The sequence below is a fragment of the Actinoplanes sp. NPDC048796 genome, from assembly GCF_040650035.1.
In the GTDB taxonomy this organism is placed as follows: Bacteria; Actinomycetota; Actinomycetes; order Mycobacteriales; family Micromonosporaceae; genus Actinoplanes.
Window position 1 is genome coordinate 83,312 of the sequence record NZ_JBEZGO010000024.1, and the last position, 20,449, is coordinate 103,760.

A 20,449-nucleotide genomic window follows, 5' to 3' on the forward strand; every position below is an offset into this window, starting at 1 on the left:
GGGCCGATCCCGGTGATCGTCTTGTGGGGCCGGACGCGAAACCGTCGGCGGCGGAGACCGCGGCCAGGGCGGTGGACAGGCCGGCCACGAGGAGCAGTGCGAGCAGGCCGTGCATCACAGCCTCCCCACACCCGCGCCCGCGGTGACCAGCGACGGCACCGATGAGGCCGGGTCCAGCGTGTAGCTGTAGTAGGTGCCCGGCTCGGTCACCGTGCCGCCCGCCTCGCACGGGCCGGAGTTGACGAAGGCGTTGGCCCGCTGCACCAGCCGGCCCGGGTTGCTCTCGGCGTAGCCGCCGGTCGAATGGCACGGGTGGGCGACATTCTCGAAGTAGTTGCCCTCGGCCACCACGCCGGCGTTCTCGGTCGACGCGATCCCGTAGAGGCCGACGTTGCGATAGTAGTTGTTGTAGACGTGCACCGGCTCGCCGAAACGCACCCGCGGGTGCCGCTGGTTGGAGCCGTCGAAATAGTTGTGGTGATAGGACACCTTGAGATAGCCGATGTCGGCGGAGTAATTGTCGGAATGGCCGAGCAGCATCGTCTTGCCGGTGCCCCGGAAATGGTTCCAGGAAACGGTGACGAAAGTCGACTGGCGTTTGATGTCGAGCGAGCCGTCGTACGCCGGAAGGAACTCGTTGTGGTCGATCCAGACATGATGCGCGCCGTTGGTGACACTGATCGAGTCGTCCGAGGCCCCGCTGAACCGGAGATTCCGGATGATCACGTTGTTGCCGGGCCGCGTCGTGGTGCCGAGTTGGAGGCCGCCGCCGGTGATCTCCGCGGTCGAGCCCACGCCGATGATGCTCTTGTTGGCCACCACCGTGACCATGCCGCCCACGCTGACGCGGCCGGAGACCATGATGGTGTACGGGGTGTTGGCGCCGGCGTATCTCGCCAGGTCGGCGCCGGTGGTGACGGTGACCGTGGGTCCGGCCGCGCCGCCCGTCGTGCCGCCGGACACCGAGGCGAACCCGTCCGCCGTCGCGGCCGCCACGGCCCCGGCCGGCTGCCCGGCGCCGACCACGGCGACCAGCACGAGCGCCGCCACGCCCGCGGGACCAAGTCTGCGCATGCCGATCACACCTTTCCGACGCCGGCACCCGCCGGCACGATGGTGGGCACCGAGGCGGCACCGTCGGCCGCGTACGGGTAAAAGGTCCTCGGGTCCGTGACCGCGCCCCGGACCTCGATGGCGTGGTTGCAGTCGGCGAGGATGTTGTCGCGCCGCACCATGTGTTGTCGCGGAAGCAGTTGTCGTAGACGTGGACGACCGGCCCGCCCGCGCCTCCGGTGGTGGTGGCCGGCCCGTACCCGGCGACCGTGGCGAACCCGTCCGGTCCGGCCGCCGCCGCCGCGCCCCTTGCGGCCAGGAAAGTGCGGCGCCTCATCGGAGCACTCCGGCGCCGGCGGTGACGATCGCCTTCACCGAGTTCGGGTCGTCCAAGGTGTACGAGTAGAACGCCGACGGCTCCTGCACAGTGCCGCTGCAGTCGGGCATGCCCGACTCGCCCACGAAAACATTGTTGCGGGCCACGCAGCGGCCGGCGGGTCCGGCGTACGTGTTGGTGACCGGCTCCTCGACGTCCTCGAAGTAGTTGCCCTCGACCAGGCAGCCGGCGTTGTTCTGGCAGGCCACCCCGGTGTCGGTGTTGTAGAAGTAGTAGTTGTTGAACACATGGACCGGGTCGCCGAAGCGAACCCGCGGGTTGCGCTGCGGCGTCGCGTCGAACCAGTTGTGGTGGTAGGTCACCCGCAGTCGCCCGGTGTCCTGGGCGGCGTTCTTGTCGTCGTGGCCGAGCAGCATGTTCTTGGTGTGGTGGTGGGTGTGGTTCCACGACACCGTCACCAGCGACGAGCCGCGCTTGATGTCGATCAGCCCGTCGTAGCCCTGCGCCAGGTCGTTGTGGTCGATCCAGACGTGGTGGGAGAACATCTGCACGTTGATCGAGTCGTCCGAGGCGCCGCGGAACGTGAGGTTCTGGACGATGACATTGTGTACGGCGTTCGCGGGTGCCGTGGTGACGTCGGAGACCGGCAGGCCGATGTTGAAGCCGCCGCCGGTGATGCCCGCGGTCGAGCCGACGCCCACGATCGACTTGTCGCTGGTCACGTCGTACATGCCGGCCGGCAGGGTGATCGTGCCGCTGACGCAGACGGTGAGCGGCCCGGTCGTGGCGATCGCGCTCAGCAGTTCGGCGGCGGTGTCGACGGCCACCGTGGGTCCGCCCGCGCCGCCCGTCGTGCCCTGGGCGAAGCCGACCGGCGAGCCGGTGACCCGGCACGTGCCCGGGGTCGGCGGCGGCGTCGTCGGGCCTGGGCCGGGCGTGGGCGATGCCACCACCACGTCGTCGAAGGACGCGCTGGCGTACGAGGCCAGCAGCCCGATCCGCCCCGAGGACAGGGTGGAGTCGGTGGCCCGGACGACCGCGGCGCCGTCGACCGACCCGGTCAGCGTGGAGCCCTGCACGGTGAGCGCGAGAACGCGCCAGGCGCCGGTCGCCGCTCCCCCGGCCGCCGCCGTGCCGAGCACGGTCGCCGTGCCGCCGGAGACTCGCTGCAGCTGCGCCGCACCACCGCCGGTCAGGACGAACGCGTAGTACTCGCTGGAGGAACGCACCCGGGCCGCCACCCCGGCGGTGCGGCCGGTGGCGGCGAACGCGATCGGCTTCACCCGGGCCCGCACCGTGTAGTCGGCCCACGACGTGGTGCCGGCCAGCACGCGGGCGTTGGCGCCGGTGCTGGTCTGCCGGAACGCGGGCGAGCCGTCGGTGACCACCGACCACGACCCGCCGGAGCGGCTCCAGCCGTTGGCGTCACCGTCGTCGAAGTTGTCGCTGAAGAGCGTGTCGGCGTAGGCGGGCCCGGCCACCACAATGGCGGAAACGGCCAGCGCGGCCATGGTTATCCATCGAATTCTGGGCATGGGGAGATTCCCTCTTCTCCGGGAGCACCGCCGGCGGATATCCGAGACATCGGCGAAATCTAATACCGAAGATAGGGAAAGAAATCGGCGCAGGTCAATGGATTCCATTTGCAGGAATGTTGCAGCCGAATCCACGCAGGGGAAACCGGCCCGACCGCTTCACCGGTCGGGTGCCCCGCTATGCCCGCTTCACGCCGAGCCTACGCCGCGGGTGTTTGCAGCAACAGTCCGAGCCGGAGCGGCGTCGAACGGATGCGTGTCCGCACTCCTCCTCGATCGCGGCCGGCCTGCTGCGGCGCGCCGGAGCCTGACTGTCCGACCCGGCCCACGTTCGGATGTCACCGCATCGTCTCGACGCTCACCGCGACCATCACCAGCCGCGGGGAAGACGCCGCCGATGCGCAACCGATTGACACGCTTCAGAAGGGCGGCGCGTCCTCACCCATCAACGCGAGCGTGACGCCACCTTTTCCGCTCTTGAGACGCTGCACCACAACCTTGCCGGTGCTGCCATCGGGCAACTGCAAGGTGAACGTTTTTCCGACGGCATTCTCGTCGATTTTGCGGGCGTCATTCGCCGGCCGGAAATCGCCTGCCCAGAGTGGAGTTGCGCCCTTACGCCCGGGTTCCGCGAAGAGCGCGGCCGTGCCCGGTGTCAGGGTGCCGTCCGAGGAGACGAGAATCGAGGCGGTGCGGTAGGTAGTCATCTCCCGCAACGCTATCCCGGGGAGCACCCGATCGCGGCCGCGGGAATTGCCCCCTGACGCGAAAAGCTTTTTCGGGTACGCCGGCACGCCGCTCGACCACCGGGTACAACGCGACCGCGGTGCCGATGCCGGCCAGGGCCACGACCACCTCCAGCATGACGCCCCGGATCAGGCGGTGCCCGAGCCGGGAACCACGGGAAACCCGCCCGCGGCGAGGCTCAGTGCTGCCGCCGGCGGGCCTGGCGGCGCAGTTGCGTGATCCGGGCCGCCCCGACGATCATGGTCAGGAGGGCGGCGCCGACGGCGGCGATCAGCAGCGCCATGGCCAGCGGCAAGGTGCCGTGCATCCCGAGAAACGTGACCTCGACGCTGCCCGTGTTCTGCAGCATGAAGACGATCAGGACGACGAAGAGCAGCGCCGCGACGCAGATGCCGAACCAGGTCGAGCCCGTACGGGTACGCGGCGCACGGACCGGCCGGTCTTCGGCCGGAACCACTGATTCGGCCGGTAGCTCGGGAGCGGCCGCGGCGGAATTTCGGTGCCCATGGTCGGACATGACGTCCCCTTGAGGAGTGAGCCGGTGTGGCAGGCACCTCGAGGGCAAGGATGTCGTCGGTCCCGGGATGGCTTGACCATACTCTTGTCCGTCCCCGCCGGGCCGGGCTGAGCTCCGTCAATTGCGCGTACAGTGGGTAACGACCGACGGCCTTGTCGTCGGTGCCGGCTTCGGCCGGCGCGTGCGGCCCGGCGACCTGCCGCCCGCGCGTTGCTCACCGGCCTCGGTGGACCTCGTCTCGCCCCTGTCATCGGGCTGGGCCCGCGCCTGCGTTTGGTCCCGGACGACGGGAACCCCATGGCACCACAGATTTTTCGCCCGGAGGCGGCGGCTTCCCTCGAACCGCTCGGCCCGCGAGCGGCACCGGCACCATCGCGGCCGCCGTTGCACGACGGCGGCTGGTGGCCGCGCTCGGCCGACCTCAGAACGGAACTGCGCACCCTCGTGCCGATCCTCGATCACGTCCGGGGCCGGGTGACCCGTCTGTTGCTGAGCGCCGGAGGCTGGGCCACCCGGCCCAGCCGGATCAGCACGGACGGCCGCACGGTCACCGTCGGCTATCAGGCCGACCGGTCCCCGTTCCTGATGACCGTCCTCTGCGCCGACGGCGGCACCTTCACCTTGCGGGTGGTGCCACCGGGCGCCGTTCCCGCGGCGCCGGAGCGGACGAAGGCCGGAACCGGCGAAGCCACCTGGGAGACCGAGGGAGGCGGACTCGGTCTGCTGGCCGGACAGACCGCCCGATGACGCCGGCGACGATCCGGCCGGTACGCCGGTCCGAACGGGGCCGCATGAGCGAAGCCATCTACCGGGCGGTCGTGGCGGCCGGCCGGGCGCCGTCGGCCCACAACGCGCAGCCGTGGCGATGGCGGACGCGCAACGACGTACTCGACCTCTTCGTGGACCACGACCGGATGTCCGGCTTCGCCGACCCGGAGGGGCGGCTCGCCACGATCAGCTGTGGCGCCGCCCTGCACCACGCCCGCCTCGCTCTGGCCGCGCGGGGCTGGCGCGTGACGGTCGTCCGCCGTTGCGACCCCGCCGACCCGGCCCACCTGGCTCGCCTGCGCATCGACGGTGCCGCCCCGGTGAGCCCGGCTACCGCGCGGCTGGCCCGCGCCGTCAAGCTGCGCCGCACCGACTCGCGCCCGGTCACCGGTGACCCCATCGACGCGGTCGATCGGCAAACGGTCGTCTCGGCCTTCAACACCCAGCATTCCCGCCTGACGGTGCTTCGCCCGGACCAGATCCTCGCCCTCACCGTCGCCACGGCCCACGCCGGAGGCGTCGAACCTGCCTTCGCGCAATGGCACGCCGAACTCGCCCGGTGGGCCGGCGGCGACCGCATCGCCGGCGCTCGCCTGGGCCCACGGCAGCCCATCGCCTCCGGCGAGCACGACCGGGCCGCGACCTTCGCGGTGCTGCACGGGCCCCGGGACGAGGACACGGACTGGCTCCGGGCCGGTGAGGCGCTGTCCGTGGGTTCCCTCGTCGCCACCGGCCTCGGCATCTCGGTACTGCCGTTCAGCGCGCCGATCGAGTACGCCGCCGCCCGCCAGGCGCTGCGCCGCGCCGTTCCCGAGCTTGGCCACCCGTACCTGATGGTTCGCCTGGGCCGTCACGCCACACGACCCGAGGCACCGCGTACGCCCCGGCGGGCGACCGCCGATTCCCTCCGCCTCGGAGACGCCGGGCCGGGCACGGGAACGCGCTGATATGTCGTCTCTGCGGCCCCGAGGTGGATACCGGCACGAGCACCCGGCGGGGACGCCGTTCGCGCGTAGGGTCGCAGGGACAGCGGGTCTTACGTGATGCTCTCCCACGCCCGTCCCGGCGCCGCGTTCTCACGGAGGTCAGATCATGTCCAAGGGTCGGTCGGCAAAGGCGAACGTCAAGAAGAAGGGCAAGACGATCAAGGAGAAGCAGGCGGCCAAGCACCTGAAGCGCGCACAGCAGAACGTCCACATCTCGGCCGTCCCGCCCACGGGACGCTGAGCCGTACTGTCGATGTTTCCGTCGCCCCGGACCCCGGCGCCGTCCGTTCAGCAGCAGATTGCCGTTCTCCGGGAGCAGAGGATTGATTAACGGCTAATGGCCGCCGGTCGGCAGGGTCGCCTCGATCATCGTTCCTCGTCCCGGCGGGCTGCTGATCCGTAACCGGCCTCCGTGGGCTTCGACGCGGTCGAACAGGCCGGTCAGACCGGAGCCCTGCCCGGCGTGAGCGCCGCCCACGCCGTCGTCGCCCACCGCGATGCGCAGAGCGCCCGCGCTGAGCCCGGCGTGCACCCAGGCACGGCTGGCCTGGGCGTATTTCACGACGTTGGTGAGCGCCTCGGCGATGACGAAGTAGGCGGTGGTCTCGACTTCCACGGCGAGCCGCGGCACCTCGATGGCCGCTTCGACCGGCAGCGGCAAGTCGGTCAGCAGCGATTCCACACCGCCGCGTAAGCCACTGCGGGTCAACGTCGCCGGGAGGATGCCGCTGACGATCTCACGGAGTTCGTCGGTGGCCCGCTGAGCGTGCCTGAGTGCTTCCTCAACATGATCGATGGTGGTCGGCACGTCGCTGTGCGCCAGTGACCGCCGTGCCAGCTTCAGGGTGATGACCGTGTGGATGAGACGTTGCTGGGCGCCGTCGTGGACATCGCGTTGAAGCCGCCGGCGGGTCTCGTCAGCGGTCGACAGGACCCGGGCGCGTGAAGCGATGAGCTGGGCGCGGCTGGCCGCGTTGCTCACCGCGGTCCCGGCCAGGTTGGCAAACCGCTGTAGGCGTTCTTCGATGCCGGGCAGCAGTGGTCCGTCAGCTGAGGTGGCCGCGAGCATCCCCCACACCTGGCCCTCCACCACGATCGGCGCCGCGACCCCGGCGGTGAGATCGTGGTCACGGGCGAAGGAGGCGTTCGGTTCGACGCTGAAGTCGTCCACACGTACGGCCTGCGCCGTTCGCCGGACACGGTCCGGCATCGTGCCGGGCGTGTAGCCGATGCGGATCCCCGGTGGCGGAGGCCCGTCGCTTTGACTGATCACTGTCATTGCCGCATCCTGCTCGAAGCGGACAAGGGTCATGGGCTGACCGTCGAGGAGCTGTTGCGCCTCGGTCGCGACAGCCGTGAATACCAGGTCGGAGGATCCGCCACGGGCCGCCAGTTCGGCGACGCGCAGCAAGGCTGCTTGTTCGTCGGCGAGCGCCCGGACGTCCGCACGAGCCTGAGAGCTGGCGATCGCCGTGCCGGCCAGCTCCGCGAAACGCGCGAGCCGCTCTTCGAGATGTGGCGGCAGGGCAGTCCGTCCGGCTGCGACAAGGGCGCCCCACAACCGGTCTTCGGCCAGAATCGGTACGGCCGCGCTGGACTGGAATCCGCCGACCGCGGCCCGCCGTGTCCCCGATCCTGACATGCCTGGCCGCCGGTCCGCCCGGGCCGGCCGACCGGTCCGCCACACGCGCTGGGTGGCGCCGTCACCGCCGGCGGGGGCGCGCATGCCCACGGCAACGCCATCCGGCGGATCGTGGGCCGCGACCACCTCGGTTGCCCCGTCGGGCTCGAAACGCAGCAGGGTCGTGAACCCGACGCCGACCAGACTCGCGGCCTCCGTGACGACCGCTTCGAAGACGTCACGCGGTGCGGCGTCGTGTGCCACGAGCTTGGCCACCCGCTGCAGCGCGGCGGCGAGTTGCTCGAGTTCGTCGCGGGCCTGCGTGTTGGCGATCGCCCCGGCCAGCAGTTCAGTGAATTTCGCCAGCTGATCCTCGGTCCCAGGAGGAAGTGGGTCACCGTTCGTCGAGCCGACGGCGGTCAGACCCCATACCTCAGCGTTGACCATCACGGGAGCGCCGACAGACGTCCGCCAGCCCCACGCCCGGATCACGTCGGCCAGCGAGCCCGACACGTTCTGCTCATACGTCGTGATTCGGCTCGGGCGCTTGGAGTCCCAGACCATCCGGGCGAGGGTGCCGGAACCGAACGGGTGATGGACTCCGATGCTCTGGTATCCGACGGCCCCGTTCCAGCGGCCGACAACCGTCACCGTCTCGTCCCGGTGCAACTTCACTAGCGCGGCATCCGTCCCCGGAACCAGCCGCGCGACTTCGGTCACCAGCGCCTCGAAGATCTCCGCCCGGGGCGCTCCACATGCCACCAGCGTTGCTACCCGCCGCAGCGCCGCCTGTTCGGCGGCCGACCGTCGAAGATCCTCGAGATCGTTTGTCATGAAAGCCCTCGTGACCGACGGCGAGCACAGGCCCGGACGGTCTGGCTGGTGGCGCTCATGCGGTTTCTCCGGGACGTGAGGCGGCCAGGCACTCGTGCTACTCAACACCGCGGATGGCGGCGCGAATGCCTGCCCGGGCCGGTAGGGGCGTGGCCCTCACGCTGTCAAAACCGGTACGGGCTTCGCATACACAACGTTGTGTATTTCCGCCGCTCAGCCGCCGGACAGCGCCGGGCCCAGCTGTTTGCGACTGGCCACTCCGAGCTTGGCGTAAACCCGGTGCAGGTGGGTGCTGACGGTGCTTGATGCCAGGAAAAGTTGTTCCGCGATCTCCGGGGTGGTCAGACCGGAGGCGGCGAGGTGAGCGATCTGCAGCTCCTGTGGTGTCAATGTGGTGGTGGCGGACGGTGCCCTGCGTGGACGTTCACCCGAGGCTCGCAGCTCCTTGCGGGCGCGTTCGGCCCATGGCTCGGCACCCAGTGCCTGCAAGACCTGCTGCGCGGCGCGCAACTGCCCGCGGGAGTCGGCCACCCGATGATGCCGGCGCAGCCAAACGCCGTAGGCCAGCTGTAGTCGGGCCCGCTCGAAGGGATAGTCCGCTGATATCCGGGGCAGCGCGGCACGGAACGCGGCGTCGGCCTCGCCGTCGCGGGCCAGGTGTGCTGACGCATAGGCCATGCCCGCTTGCAGGACAGGCCAGCCGGCCTTCTCCGCGATCGGTTCGCACACGGCGGCGATCATCCGGAGCTGCTCGTAGCGTCCGGACAGGACCGCCGCCTCGGCGAGATGCGGTAGAGCCCACAGCCGTACGTACTCGTGATAGTGCAGGTCGGCCGGATCGAACAGGGTGCCGAGCTCGTCGAGCGCCGCTGCGGGACGGCCGCCGGCGAGGTGGGCCACCCCGCGGACCAGGGCGACCTGACACAACATCAGACGGGAACCTGTGGCCAGCAACTGCGGCTCGAGCTCATCCGCCGTGGCCAGCGCCGCGCCGTCGTCACCGGCGAGCGCCTTGGCGAAGGCGGCCAGCAGGTGTCCCTGGAACTGCCACGTGGCCTGGTTTGTCTCGAGCGCTGTGCGTTGCACTTCCTCGGCCGAGGTCAGGGCGAGCTGGACATCGCCGAGCAGGCCCGCGACGAGTGCCTGGGAACCCAGGACCTGCGGGAGGAGCGCTAAGAGACCCAGCCTCCTGATCGAGGCGAGCGCGGTCCTGAGGAAAGCGAGCGACGAGCGCAGATCACCGACTCCGCTCGCCGCGACGCCGAGGTACTGCGCCGCGACGACGTCCTGGTCGAAAGCCAGAAGGAGGCGACGCAGGCGGTCGATCGACACCCGGCCGTGCTCGATGGGAGAGACCAGAGCGATCACGCTGACATAGCGAGGGTCCGATTCGGGCAGACGCATTCCCTCGACGATCTGGACAATGTGCTTCCGTGCGGGCTCGCCGAGGTCGACCCACCAGCAGAGCGCGCTCATCGTGGCCAGCCCGTGAAGTGCGAGCTCGGTACGGCCTTCGGCCCGCAGCCGGGCTGCGAGGCCGGCCTGCAGGGCGAACGTCTGGTCGTAGGGCCATTGAAAGCCGTTCGAGCTGTGCCGCAGCCACTCCAGTTCGGTACGTTCCGGTGACGAGAGTTGATCTTCGCCAATGCCGTGGAGCAAGCTCCGCACCTTCGCGAACTGACTGAACCCGAGCCCGGCGTGCGCGGCCCGCAAGAGCCGGCGCGCACGCAGCGGACCGTCCGGTGTCAGCTGCGCCGAGCGCTCCCAGGCTCGCAGGGCGGAACTCGGCGAACCCGTCTGATCCGCTTGCTCGGCTACGCGAGCCAGGCGATCGGCCACCTCGGCATCGGTGTCGACGGTCGCGGCGGACAGGTGCCAGACCTGCCGGGCTTCCTGGCCGTCCAGGGCGGCAGCGATGGCGGCGTGCGTGGCCAGGCGGGTTGGTGCGGAGGCGGACCGGGTCACGGTCCAGCGGATCAGCGGGTGCCGGAACCGCACCGTCTCCTTGTCGGCCTCGAGGAGCCCGGCAGCGATGGCCGGCTCGAGGTCGTCCCGAGTCACGTCCGGGCCGTGGAGACGGTGCGCGACGGCGAGTAGCTCACCCAGGTCCACCGCGTCGTCGAGCGCGGCGATCACAACCAGGGAGTAAGTCAGTGCCGGTAGGCGCGAGATTGTCAGGGCGTACGAACGTTCCAGGCGTTCCGTGAGCGGAATGTCCTGGGACAACAGGTCGTCGTCACCCATCCTGGTAGCGGCGACGCCCAGCTCGAACAACCCCAGAGGATTTCCTGCGGCGTCACGCAGTACGCGTTGCGTCAGTGCCGGCCCTAACCCGGGAGCGGCTGTCTGCAACAGCGCGAGGGACGCGTCGGCCGACAACGGCTCAAGCCGGTGCTCCGGCAGCCCGGATCCGGACAGCAGCGATGTCGACTCCTCGCCGTCTCGCATCCCTACCAGCAGGCACACCTTGTCGTCGGCGACGCGGCGGCCGACGAAGGCGAGAATGTCCCAACTTTCCCGGTCGAGCCACTGCGCATCGTCAACGATCAGCACCCGTCCCTGACCGGCAGAGGTGGTGACGCAGTTGAGGGCCGCGCGGGCCAACTGGTATCGCTGGGCAGGGCTGCCCGCCCCGGCCGTACGCCCGACGGCCGTCTCCCATGAAGTGCGCGATTCGGGCGGCTGGCTGGCCAGCAGCGGTCCCAGGAGCTGATCGACGCCGGCGTAGGGCAGCTGCGCCTCGCTGGGGACTGCGGTGATGGCGAGCACGGACATGTCCTGTTGCCGGGCCTTGGCCTCGGCCAGGTGCAGCAGCGCCGATTTGCCGATCCCAGCGACCCCGCGCAGCACCAGGGTGGAGCCGCTCGACCGCTGACACCGTCCAAGAATGTCCAGTAGCAGGCTACGCTCGTGGTCCCGGCCGAAAAGCTCTGCCTCGCCGTCGTTCCGCACAGCCGCCCCCATTACCTCACTTCAGCCTGCGGAGCGTATCAACGCGGCCGCCCCCGACCGGGTCTGAGAATTCTCGCCCTCGCCGATCTGGCGGTGGGACAGGCCGGTGGCCGCGAGCCGGGCGACCTGCAGTTCCTGTGCGGTCAGGCCTTCCTGGCCGCGCGCACGGGTACCCGCGATGCGGTCATCCGGCGCCGCCCGCGAGGCCAGGAACCGTAGGCGAGCTCGGGCCGGGCCCGGCGCCACGGCCACCGGATCAAGTCGCGGGACAACGCCGCGCCGGGGTGCACGCCAAACTCAGCACCGGAGCTCGTCCTTCGGGAGGAAGCCGGATCAGGCCTGCCTACGCTGAACGTGCGGTACCGCTGGGTGCGGTTGCCGGCGGCGCCGTCCCGGCGGCCGGGAGGTACGTTCCCGCGATCAGACGCCGGACGGTCGCGATGGCCAGTGCCGCGATGCCCAGGGTCAGCACGCCGGGCAGGGCTGCGGCCCAGACGCTGTGCCCGGGCACGTCGGGGGCTGCCAGCCAGTTGACGGCCAGGGTGAACGCCGCGGCGTACGAGAACGAGAATGCCCACCATCCGGGGCCGAACCGGACCCGCCGGTAGACCGGGATCAGGCGTAGCTGCACCAGGATCATGAGGATCGCGTAGCCGGCGAGTCCGGCCGCGACCGCGTCGATCCGTCCGCCGTTGATGACGAACCAGGCGTTGCCGGCGACCACCGGGGGCGCGACCTCGATCGCGATGGTCGGCAGCAGGGGCGGGGGCAGGGCAGGAGCGGTGAACAGACGCAGCAGGATGACCGCGCCCAGGATGAACCAGCAGATCACCCCATAGCCCAGCATGGCCATGGCCAGCGTGCGATGACCGAGCGCCGCGCTGCCACCCGCCCCGATCAGGCCACCGCCGACAGTCGGCAGGAAATAGCCGGGGTGCCACTGAGCGAGCTGGAGATCCGCGATGATCCACTCACCGGCCAGCCAGCCGCCGAGCGCCACGGTCAGCACCAGAGCGGTCCCGAAGACGAACTCCCCGGCCGGACGGGCATGGCCGGCCACCGTGACGCCGAGGAACATCGGCACGATCACGATCAGCGCGGTGAACGGCGCGAACACCGGGTCCTTGAGCTCGGTGCGCAACCGTCCACCGCGGACGACATCGCGGCCGTACCAGATCAGCGACGCCGCCCAGATGGCCGCCGAAACAATCCACAGCGTGTCCGCCGGCCAGCGGGGCAACCCAGCGACAGCGTGAGCGGTGGTCCAGCACTGGGCGAGCCCGCAGAAGCCGAATGGTAAGCCGAACACGTTCGCCGTCACCCGGTACGTGCGTTCACTGGTCGACATCACGGCGTCCCTCCCGATCTGGTCAGCGCGTCAGCCGATGAACTTGAGCAGTTCCGCCCGGAACTTGTCCGCTTCATCGACGTAGACGGCGTGCCCGGCCGTGGCGAAAGTGACCAGCCGGGCGTGACGGATCCCCGCGGCCACCGCCTGACCGTGCACCAGCGGCACGATCTTGTCGTTGATCGCGTGGAACACCCGGGTCGGTACCTTGATCCGGGCGAAGTCGGCCGTCAGGTCGGTGTCGCGCAACGCGAACAAGGCATCCCGGCTCGCCGGCAAGGAGGCCTGGTCCAAGCACTGCCGTTCGAAGAACTGCAGGAACGGATCCGTGGCGATATCGGTGTGCGTGGAAAAGAAATTCGTCGTCAGGCTCCGCACCGCTGCCGCCCGGTCGGTGGCATAGCCTGCGATCAGGCCGTCGAGCGCGGCGGCGAGGTCAGCGGACTGCGGGCCGTACACGAACCGCGGAGCCGGTGCTTCGGCCACCACCAGCTTGCCGACCCGGTTACCGAAGCGGGAAGTGTGCCGCAGCGCGACCGCACCGCCCATCGAGTGCCCGACCAGAGTGACGTCGCGCAGCGACAACGTCTCGAGAACCGTCTGGATGTCGCGGGCCCACAGGTCGTACGTGTACGGGCCGTACGGGGCGTCGGACAGCCCGAATCCACGCTGGTCCAGGGCGATGGCCCGGTAACCGTGATCGGCCAGGTGGAGCAGGGTGCCTTCCAGGGTCGTGGACGCCAGCGGCCAGCCGGGAATGAAGACGACCGTCCCGCGGCGACCGCCCTTGAGGTCGGCGATGTTGACCTCGACACCTGGGGCTACCGGGACGCGGGTGCCGCCACGGCTTCCCTCGGCGGCCGGGGCGGCGGAAGCCGGCGTCCCCCCGGCTCCCACGACGGTTGCCGCGGTCAGCGCGGCGCCGGTCCCGGCAGCCAGCACCGATCGGCGGGAGGCCCCGCGCTGCCCCGTGGGGCCGTCCTCGTCCGTCCTGTTCTGCTGATTCATGTCGTGTGCCGCCTTTCGTCACGTACGCGTGATGGGGTTTTGTTCGGCTGTCCGGCCGGGTTGATCTGGAGTGCTGACGCCGGTTCCGTCAGGCGTCAGGCTTCAGTGAGGGCGTGGCTGCCGGCGGCCTCGACGATCATCCGGGCGGTCGCGGCCGGGTGGGAGATGCCGACCACGTGTGAGGCGCCCGCGATCTCGATCGTGCTGCGCGGCTTCGCTCGGCTCGCCATGATCCGGTGAGAGCCGGCCGGGATGTTGTGGTCGAGCTCGCCGAACAGGAACCAGCTGGGCACCGAACGCCACAACGGTTGGTCGCCCGACGGCTCGGCCAAGGCCCGGTCGGTGACCGGCCGCTGCGTGATAGCCATCAGGCGGGCCTGCTCGGCGGGCAGGTCGGCCGCGAACTGGTGGTGGTACTTGTCCGACGCGATGTAGGTGTCCGCACCGCCGGCGGTCAGTGGCACCGGCACGAGGGTTTCGGCGAGAGTCGACCCGGGCGCCAGCGCGGCGGCGTCCGCGCAGCTCTCCCCCACGTCGAGGGCAAAGCCGGCGACATAGACGGCCCCGATCACCTGTCCGGGCGCGGCGATGACGTTGGTGATGATCGCGCCGCCGTAGGAGTGCCCGGCCAGGACCACCGGGCCGTCCACAGTCCGGAGCAGGTCGCTCAGCAGCGCCGCGTCCGATGCCACTCCCCGCAGTGGTGTGGCGAACGCGATCACCCGGTGCCCGGCCGCCGACAACGGTTCCAGCACTCCGTCCCAGCTGGACGATCCGGCGTACGCCCCGTGGACGAGGATCACCGTCGGCTTCATCTGCTGCCCCCTCGAGTAGCCGCCCGCCACCGCGACGGACAAGGTGAGGCTCGCAAACGGCGGGCGGCGACAACGATCAGGCGAGCCGGATTCCCCTACCGGGTTGGCCCGCCTTTTCCTCCGGTGAACACCCCCCAGTTCTCGGGGCAGCCGTCTTGGTCGGGACGCCGTGGCTTTGCCAGGTTGAGACCAGAGAAGGACAACCGAGGAGCGCAGATGTCCACCATCACCGTCGGCACGGAGAACACGACCTCGATCGACCTGTACTACGAGGACCATGGCAGCGGGCCGGCCGTGGTCCTGATCAGCGGCTGGCCGTTCGACAGCCGTTCCTGGGAGCCGCAGGTCCATACATTGCTGACCGCGGGCTACCGGGTGATCGTCTACGACCGGCGCGGGTTCGGCCGGTCCAGCCGCCCGGCCGGTGGCTACGACTTCGACACACTGGCCGCGGATCTCGACGAGCTGCTGACCTCGCTCGATCTGCGCGACGTCACGCTGGTCGGATTGTCCTTGGGCACCGGCGAGGTCGCCCGCTACATCGGCGTCCACGGCACGCAGCGACTCAGGTCGTGCGTGTTCATCGAGAGCCTCGCACCGTCGTTCGGTAAGTCGGCGGAGAACCCGAACGGCGTCGACCAGGCCGGCGTCGACGCGGTGCAGCAGGCCATCTTGCACGACCGGCCGGCCTGGCTGACCGCGATCATCGGCGACATGCTCAACCTCGACGAGCTGCTCGGCAAGCGGGTCAGCCAGGACGCCGTCCGCAACCTGTGGAACGCCGGCGCCGACGCCTCGCCGGAGGCGACCTGGGCCTGCCCGGTGACCTGGCTGGACGACTTCCACGACGACCTCAAGCGCATCGACATCCCGGTCCTGGTGCTGCACGGCACCGCCGACCGGATCCTGTCGATCGAGGGCCAGGGACGCCGCATGCACGCGGCCCTGCCCGACGCGCACTACGTCGAGATCGACGGCGGGCCGCACCTCATGGCCCTCAGCCACGCCGACGAAGTCAACCGCGAGCTGCTCGCGTTCCTCGCGGAATAGCCCCGGGCAATCCCGCGCCACCAACGTCAGAAGGAGCATCACTGTGCCCGGTCAACCCGCCGTCGTCCTCGAGCCCGCCGCGACATGATGTTCGACGGCTTCGCGCAGCACGCCCTGCAGACCGCACGAGGACGGATCTTCGCCCGGGTCGCCGGGCAAGGACCACCGTTGCTCCTGCTGCACGGATATCCGCAGACCCATGTCATGTGGCACGCCGTCGCCGACCAGCTGGCGGAACGCTTCACCGTGGTCGTTGCGGATCTGCCCGGGTACGGAGCGTCGTTTCGCCCGGTACCCGCAGCGGACCACGCACCACATTCCAAGCGGGCCCTCGCCGCCGATCTTGTCCAGGCCATGGGCCTGCTCGGCCACGAGCAGTTCGCCGTGGCCGGTCACGACCGGGGTGGCCGGGTGGCCTACCGGATGGCCTTGGATCACCCCGGCCGCGTCACTGCCGCCGCGGTCATCGACGTCGTGCCCACCGCAGAGGTGTGGGCTCGGGCGGACGCTCAGATGGCCCTCGGTTACTGGCATTGGGCGTTCCTCGCCCAGCCGGCGCCGCTGCCCGAGAGGCTCATCGCCGCCGATCCCGGCGCTTTCTTCGACTTCCACGTCCGGGCGCTCGGCCTCGGCCGGGCACCGAACCGGTACCCGGCCGATCTGATGGCCGGGTACCGGGCGCTGCTCGATGACGTGAGCACTGTCCAAGCGATCTGCGAGGACTACCGGGCCGGGGCCACCGTGGATCGTCTCCATGATGACGCCGACGTGGGCGTACGGAAGATAGCCTGCCCGCTGCTCGTGTTGTGGAGTGCGGACGGGGCGTTGCCACGCTTCTACGGCGACGTGCTCGACGTCTGGCGGCCCTGGGCCGACGACGTCACCGGACAACCGATGCCGGCCAGCCACTTCATCGTCGAAGACCAGCCGGAGATGACCGCGGCCGCTCTGTCCGCGCTTCTCCTGCGCCGACCGTCAGCTTTCCCCCTCTGATGATTTCCAGGAAGGGCAATGACATGGCATCCCATGCCGCAGATCGGGCCGATGACCTGGCCGCCACTCTCAAGCGCACCGAAACACTGCGCCGGGAATCCTCCATCCCCGGCCGGGACATCGTCCAGGTGCGCACCGAAATCCCCGCCGGCGTGCAGTCCGGATGGCACATCCACCCCGGCGAAGAAGTCGGCTACATCGTCGCCGGGACGGTGCGCATGGAGATCCGCGACCAACCGACACTCACCCTGCATCCCGGCGACGGCTTCTTGATCCCGCCCCGGACACCCCACAACGCCACCGATCTCGGTCCCGACACCGGCCTGATGCTCTCGACCTACCTCGTCGAAACCGGAGAGCCGCTGGCCACGTTCGTGCACTGATCCGAGCACGTGTTGAGGCGGCCGTTCGCCACACCGGACGGCCGCCTCATCACGGCCGACGCGTCGCTCGGTTGAGCCCGTCCCGTGAAGAGCACGGCGGACGTGGTGGATGCAGTCCTCGGGCTTCAGAGGGGGACCGGCTGGACGCGAGCAACGTCGACGCGCCGCTTGACCGGCCGGCACCGACGACCGGCGCCACCGCATCCGCGAGCAGGAACGCCGCGGCCCGGCGTCTGCCGCCACCGGACATCACAGTAAGCGTGTACGTGTTGAATCCGTCAGTAAGGTCGTGGGCAAGCACCGCGACCGCAACAGCCGTCGCCACGCTCACGGCGGCCCCGAAACTCACCCAGATGCTCAGCCCATCGAAGAAACTGTGGCCGACCAACCCCCGCGGCGAGCAGACCGGCCGGGCCGACGTCAGGGTGGTGCTTCGCGTAATGAGAAAGTGAGGCAGCTCCAAAGCCTTGTCGATGACGTGAATCGTCAAGAATCCGGCGACGGTGGTCGTCACCGCCGAACCCAAGCCCAGAAGAATCGGCAGAGCCGGCAACGTCAAGTAACTCAAACTTGGTTGAGCCCGCCGTCGACGAACAACTCACTGCCCGTGATGAAGCTGCTTTGATCACTGGCCAGGAACAACACGGCCGAGGCGATCTCGTCGGGGCTACCCATCCGGCCGAGCGGCACCTGGCTGGCCAGCAAGCCTTTGAGCTGCGCGGCCTGGTCCGCGTCCGGGGCCAGACCGGTGATCCCGGGCGTGTCGGTGGGACCAGGCGTCAGGGTGTTCACCCTGATACGCCGCTCTTTGAGCTCGTTGGCCCAGGTCCGGCTGAAGGACCGCACCGCCGCCTTGGACGCGCCATACACACCGAAGGCCTCGTGGCCGACGCTGGCGTTGGTCGAGCCGGTCAAAATGATCGATGCTCGATCATTAAGCAGGGGCAATGCCTTCTGGACGGTGAACAGCAGCCCTTTGACGTTGGTCGCGAAAATCCCATCGAAGTGCCGCTCGTCAATATCCGCCAAGCGCCGGAAGGATCCGCCGCCGGCATTCGCGAACAACACGTCGATACGCCGCCCGCTCTGCTCGACCGTCGCAAACAGCTGGTCGAGGTCAGCGAGGTTCGCAACGTCGCCTTGAATGCCGACGACGTCGGCGCCGATCTCGGCGATCGCCTTGTCGAGGGCGTCCTTGCGGCGACCAGTGATGAACACATGCGCCCCTTCTGCAGCGAATCGGCGGGCGGAAGCCAGCCCGATTCCACTGGTCGCACCGGTGACCACAGCAGTCCTGTCCTGAAGCTGTCCCATCCTGCGTCTCCCAGTTCTGCCGTCCGCCGACATGTTTCGGCCCTACCCTTCGGACCGAGACGGCGACCAGCTCTCTTGTCGCGAAGCACCATCGCTGCACCAAACGCTATTCGCCGATCGCGCTGCCCCTTACCGGGCTGGCCCGATGTCTCAGATGGGGTCGCCAGAAAAGGAATAGGGCCGGCCGGAACAGCCAACCGCCGAACGGGTGGCCATCACCATGTCACTGATCTTGCGCGCGGCGAGGCGCCGGCGCCGATCAGGACGAGGTCGGCGGGCAGGGCGGCGCCGTCGGCCAGCTCCACTGCCCACCGAGCCCTCCCGTCACCGGCGAGAACTCCTCGCCAAAGAAACACGCATAGAGGGTCGAATTTCAGGAAGCGCTGACACCCCGAATGGTCCACGACGATTTCGATTCCCCAGTTGGTGCAGCACCCTGGATACGGTGACGTTTGACCTTTCCGGCATCCGTCCACCCACGCACTGCCCCTACGTAAGGGCGGATTGGCTGCCCTGTCGGCGATCCCGATCGTCCCCGGCCGGAGGCGCCCTACCGCAAGACTGCTTTCTCGTCGATGACGTGTGGTGCCTCGCCGAGGAACGTTTCAGATGGCATCGGCCCGAGCGCGATGCTGACCGTCGTCAAGGTGTAGCGCCAGTCCCCCATGCCAGTCGCCGACGACCAGCGGTTGTTCAGCTGCCACCGGACCCACTCGCCGGGCTGAAGCAGTACCACCGGGCGATGCGAACGGACGGGGACCCCAAACCCATTCGGCAGCCGCACCCGCAGCGCGGACCCCACGAGGCGGAACCCGAACTCATGCCGTGGTGGAGCCTCACACATCGCGCTCACCCGCGGCTCGAAGTCGTCTTCCTCCCCCATGGTGACGTCGTGGAACAGCGGCGTGTGCCCGGAGGGCAGCGCGAAGGCGGTCGGGGCAGCGTTGCGGGCGGTCGCGCGAGGGAAGCCTCGGGACCGCTTGCTCCAGGTGGTGCGTACGCGCTGCACGATGACGTCCATGGCCGCCATAGTCCCAACCCGTCAGCGCCAGCGGCAATCACGTTCGCATCGTGCCAACCAACTGTCGGCTGGCCCCTGGCTTGGTTCCGGCCCGGCGTCAAGGTGCACGTACTCCGGAAGGTCGCCGGGCACGGTTCGCTGAGCACGGTTCGCTGAGCACCACGCAGCGGTACTTTGCACCCGGATCAGCGCTCGATCGAGGAGACCGGATCGGCGCTCAGCGTTCACCTGCGCGCTCCCAGAAATCTCCCCGTGTCCCCAAACGGTCCCCGACTCCGAACCGTCTAGTAGGAATATCCGGATCTAACTGAATGACAGAAGGTCCGTTGACCAGGGTTTACACCCTAGCTAGCGGGCCTTCAAGATTGTCGGGCTGACAGGATTTGAACCTGCGACCCCTTGACCCCCAGTCGCATTACAATTCGGTTAAGCACTGCCAGCCTATGTCCAAATGTACACGAGAACGGACAGAACGGCACCGCTGTGCCGCCCGATTTCATCCAATCCAGGGGAAGTTGATCAACACTGTGACCAGGCGTGTGACCACGGCCAATTAAGTGCGGTACGTGCCATTCGGTCCAATGCCGTTCTTGGACGTTCAAAAGAATCGAATCACAGCGCCGGTGGCAGCAAATCCCAGGAATGAGCCTCGCTGATCTTCGCCATCCTGAAGAAGACTTGGCGGCAAGCTCGCAGGAGCAGCCACTTGACACCCAATGAGGACCACAGCCCTCCCCCGCCGCCGATAGGATTTCCAGCTCGGAGGCCTCGCACAACGCCGATAATATCCTTTTCTCGGTTCTAGTCCTAACTCGCTGCGCAACGCAGTGGAACCTGGTGCGGCCTCAACCTCTTGTGCTCGCAAATCTTAAGAGCGGAATTCGGGACGCCATGAAGCTGCAGCGGACCGGTTCGGAGGGGTCAATAGAGGTCGTGACAGGCGCAATGGGTCATGCGAGACTACGGACAGCCGGAACGTCATCCGTTACGCACAACATGGCTCGTCCACTCGCCGGAGCCGGCTGCGAACAGCAGATCTAGATAGCTAGTAGTCGCGCAGCTTTCTCGTACTGGGGTCTGCTGCACAGATAGGTGACATCTGAGATGGCTTGCCGTGACGGCGGGCTGGAAGGATGTTGCTGTGCCCAAGCCCTACCCTCGTGAGTT

General features: G+C 68.8%; 19 protein-coding genes. 6 read left to right on the plus strand and 13 right to left on the minus strand.

What is annotated here, in order from left to right; all coding sequences use genetic code 11:
• Positions 1-114: 114 nt before the first annotated feature.
• From AB0C26_RS44420 to AB0C26_RS44440, 5 genes are all read right to left on the minus strand, one after another.
• Complete coding sequence (locus AB0C26_RS44420) at positions 115-1,074, minus strand: pectate lyase (protein WP_360260851.1); 960 nt, start codon at positions 1,072-1,074, stop codon at positions 115-117.
• 5 nt (positions 1,075-1,079) lie between these two features.
• Positions 1,080-1,235, minus strand: coding sequence for a hypothetical protein (locus AB0C26_RS44425; RefSeq protein ID WP_360260853.1), 156 nt, complete (start codon positions 1,233-1,235; stop codon positions 1,080-1,082).
• Positions 1,236-1,386: 151 nt separating this feature from the next.
• Complete coding sequence (locus AB0C26_RS44430; protein ID WP_360260855.1) at positions 1,387-2,925, minus strand: family 16 glycoside hydrolase; 1,539 nt, start codon at positions 2,923-2,925, stop codon at positions 1,387-1,389.
• A 419-nt stretch (positions 2,926-3,344) separates the two neighbouring features.
• Positions 3,345-3,632, minus strand: a complete 288-nt coding sequence (locus AB0C26_RS44435) for a hypothetical protein (RefSeq protein ID WP_360260857.1) — start codon at positions 3,630-3,632, stop codon at positions 3,345-3,347.
• 218 nt (positions 3,633-3,850) lie between these two features.
• Positions 3,851-4,189: a lipopolysaccharide assembly protein LapA domain-containing protein gene (locus AB0C26_RS44440; RefSeq protein ID WP_360260859.1), complete on the minus strand. Its 339-nt coding sequence runs from the start codon at positions 4,187-4,189 to the stop codon at positions 3,851-3,853.
• Between the two features lie 297 nt (positions 4,190-4,486).
• On the opposite strand from AB0C26_RS44440, the gene AB0C26_RS44445 reads away from it, so the two are divergent.
• The 3 genes from AB0C26_RS44445 (at position 4,487) to AB0C26_RS44455 (ending at position 6,184) form a co-directional block, all read left to right on the plus strand.
• Positions 4,487-4,936 (plus strand): DUF5994 family protein, encoded by a 450-nt coding sequence (locus tag AB0C26_RS44445; protein ID WP_360260862.1) that lies wholly within the window; start codon positions 4,487-4,489, stop codon positions 4,934-4,936.
• 44 nt (positions 4,937-4,980) lie between these two features.
• Positions 4,981-5,904, plus strand: coding sequence for a nitroreductase (locus AB0C26_RS44450; RefSeq protein WP_360260864.1), 924 nt, complete (start codon positions 4,981-4,983; stop codon positions 5,902-5,904).
• Between the two features lie 145 nt (positions 5,905-6,049).
• The gene (locus tag AB0C26_RS44455) at positions 6,050-6,184 is read left to right on the plus strand and encodes a hypothetical protein (protein WP_360260866.1); all 135 of its coding nucleotides are present in this window, start codon (positions 6,050-6,052) and stop codon (positions 6,182-6,184) included.
• A 93-nt stretch (positions 6,185-6,277) separates the two neighbouring features.
• Here the strand turns inward: AB0C26_RS44455 and AB0C26_RS44460 are convergent, their stop codons facing one another.
• From AB0C26_RS44460 to AB0C26_RS44480, 5 genes are all read right to left on the minus strand, one after another.
• Positions 6,278-8,398, minus strand: a complete 2,121-nt coding sequence (locus tag AB0C26_RS44460) for a GAF domain-containing protein (RefSeq protein WP_360260868.1) — start codon at positions 8,396-8,398, stop codon at positions 6,278-6,280.
• A 213-nt stretch (positions 8,399-8,611) separates the two neighbouring features.
• Positions 8,612-11,350, minus strand: coding sequence for an AAA family ATPase (locus AB0C26_RS44465; protein ID WP_360260870.1), 2,739 nt, complete (start codon positions 11,348-11,350; stop codon positions 8,612-8,614).
• A gap of 343 nt (positions 11,351-11,693) precedes the next feature.
• On the minus strand, positions 11,694-12,698 hold the full coding sequence (locus AB0C26_RS44470; protein WP_360260872.1) for a hypothetical protein: 1,005 nt from the start codon (positions 12,696-12,698) through the stop codon (positions 11,694-11,696).
• Between the two features lie 30 nt (positions 12,699-12,728).
• Positions 12,729-13,706, minus strand: coding sequence for an alpha/beta hydrolase (locus AB0C26_RS44475; protein WP_360260874.1), 978 nt, complete (start codon positions 13,704-13,706; stop codon positions 12,729-12,731).
• Positions 13,707-13,801: 95 nt separating this feature from the next.
• Positions 13,802-14,521: an alpha/beta hydrolase gene (locus AB0C26_RS44480; RefSeq protein ID WP_360260876.1), complete on the minus strand. Its 720-nt coding sequence runs from the start codon at positions 14,519-14,521 to the stop codon at positions 13,802-13,804.
• Positions 14,522-14,737: 216 nt separating this feature from the next.
• Between AB0C26_RS44480 and AB0C26_RS44485 the strand changes: the two genes are divergently transcribed.
• From AB0C26_RS44485 to AB0C26_RS44495, 3 genes are all read left to right on the plus strand, one after another.
• On the plus strand, positions 14,738-15,571 hold the full coding sequence (locus tag AB0C26_RS44485; RefSeq protein ID WP_360260878.1) for an alpha/beta hydrolase: 834 nt from the start codon (positions 14,738-14,740) through the stop codon (positions 15,569-15,571).
• A gap of 84 nt (positions 15,572-15,655) precedes the next feature.
• Entirely contained in the window at positions 15,656-16,564 is a 909-nt protein-coding gene (locus AB0C26_RS44490; RefSeq protein ID WP_360260880.1) for an alpha/beta hydrolase, read from the plus strand.
• Entirely contained in the window at positions 16,564-16,947 is a 384-nt protein-coding gene (locus AB0C26_RS44495) for a cupin domain-containing protein (protein ID WP_360260882.1), read from the plus strand. The genes AB0C26_RS44490 and AB0C26_RS44495 overlap by 1 nt, the downstream gene beginning before the upstream one ends.
• Before the next feature lie 49 nt (positions 16,948-16,996).
• Here AB0C26_RS44495 and AB0C26_RS44500 read toward each other — a convergent pair whose 3' ends face one another.
• From AB0C26_RS44500 to AB0C26_RS44510, 3 genes are all read right to left on the minus strand, one after another.
• Positions 16,997-17,461 carry a hypothetical protein gene (locus tag AB0C26_RS44500; RefSeq protein ID WP_360260884.1) on the minus strand — a complete coding sequence of 155 codons (465 nt, stop codon included), beginning with the start codon at positions 17,459-17,461 and terminating at the stop codon, positions 16,997-16,999.
• 50 nt (positions 17,462-17,511) lie between these two features.
• Entirely contained in the window at positions 17,512-18,261 is a 750-nt protein-coding gene (locus AB0C26_RS44505) for an SDR family oxidoreductase (RefSeq protein WP_360260886.1), read from the minus strand.
• Between the two features lie 550 nt (positions 18,262-18,811).
• The gene (locus tag AB0C26_RS44510; protein WP_360260888.1) at positions 18,812-19,282 is read right to left on the minus strand and encodes a hypothetical protein; all 471 of its coding nucleotides are present in this window, start codon (positions 19,280-19,282) and stop codon (positions 18,812-18,814) included.
• Between the last annotated feature and the right edge of the window lie 1,167 nt (positions 19,283-20,449).

Coding starts and splice junctions, on each gene's coding strand:
- AB0C26_RS44420 (WP_360260851.1), bottom strand. CDS start 1,074: ATGCGCAGACTTGGTCCCGCGGGCGTGGCGGCGCTCGTGCTGGTCGCC.
- AB0C26_RS44425 (WP_360260853.1), bottom strand. CDS start 1,235: ATGGTGCGGCGCGACAACATCCTCGCCGACTGCAACCACGCCATCGAG.
- AB0C26_RS44430 (WP_360260855.1), bottom strand. CDS start 2,925: ATGCCCAGAATTCGATGGATAACCATGGCCGCGCTGGCCGTTTCCGCC.
- AB0C26_RS44435 (WP_360260857.1), bottom strand. CDS start 3,632: ATGACTACCTACCGCACCGCCTCGATTCTCGTCTCCTCGGACGGCACC.
- AB0C26_RS44440 (WP_360260859.1), bottom strand. CDS start 4,189: ATGTCCGACCATGGGCACCGAAATTCCGCCGCGGCCGCTCCCGAGCTA.
- AB0C26_RS44445 (WP_360260862.1), top strand. CDS start 4,487: ATGGCACCACAGATTTTTCGCCCGGAGGCGGCGGCTTCCCTCGAACCG.
- AB0C26_RS44450 (WP_360260864.1), top strand. CDS start 4,981: ATGAGCGAAGCCATCTACCGGGCGGTCGTGGCGGCCGGCCGGGCGCCG.
- AB0C26_RS44455 (WP_360260866.1), top strand. CDS start 6,050: ATGTCCAAGGGTCGGTCGGCAAAGGCGAACGTCAAGAAGAAGGGCAAG.
- AB0C26_RS44460 (WP_360260868.1), bottom strand. CDS start 8,398: ATGACAAACGATCTCGAGGATCTTCGACGGTCGGCCGCCGAACAGGCG.
- AB0C26_RS44470 (WP_360260872.1), bottom strand. CDS start 12,698: ATGTCGACCAGTGAACGCACGTACCGGGTGACGGCGAACGTGTTCGGC.
- AB0C26_RS44475 (WP_360260874.1), bottom strand. CDS start 13,706: ATGAATCAGCAGAACAGGACGGACGAGGACGGCCCCACGGGGCAGCGC.
- AB0C26_RS44480 (WP_360260876.1), bottom strand. CDS start 14,521: ATGAAGCCGACGGTGATCCTCGTCCACGGGGCGTACGCCGGATCGTCC.
- AB0C26_RS44485 (WP_360260878.1), top strand. CDS start 14,738: ATGTCCACCATCACCGTCGGCACGGAGAACACGACCTCGATCGACCTG.
- AB0C26_RS44490 (WP_360260880.1), top strand. CDS start 15,656: ATGATGTTCGACGGCTTCGCGCAGCACGCCCTGCAGACCGCACGAGGA.
- AB0C26_RS44495 (WP_360260882.1), top strand. CDS start 16,564: ATGATTTCCAGGAAGGGCAATGACATGGCATCCCATGCCGCAGATCGG.
- AB0C26_RS44505 (WP_360260886.1), bottom strand. CDS start 18,261: ATGGGACAGCTTCAGGACAGGACTGCTGTGGTCACCGGTGCGACCAGT.
- AB0C26_RS44510 (WP_360260888.1), bottom strand. CDS start 19,282: ATGGACGTCATCGTGCAGCGCGTACGCACCACCTGGAGCAAGCGGTCC.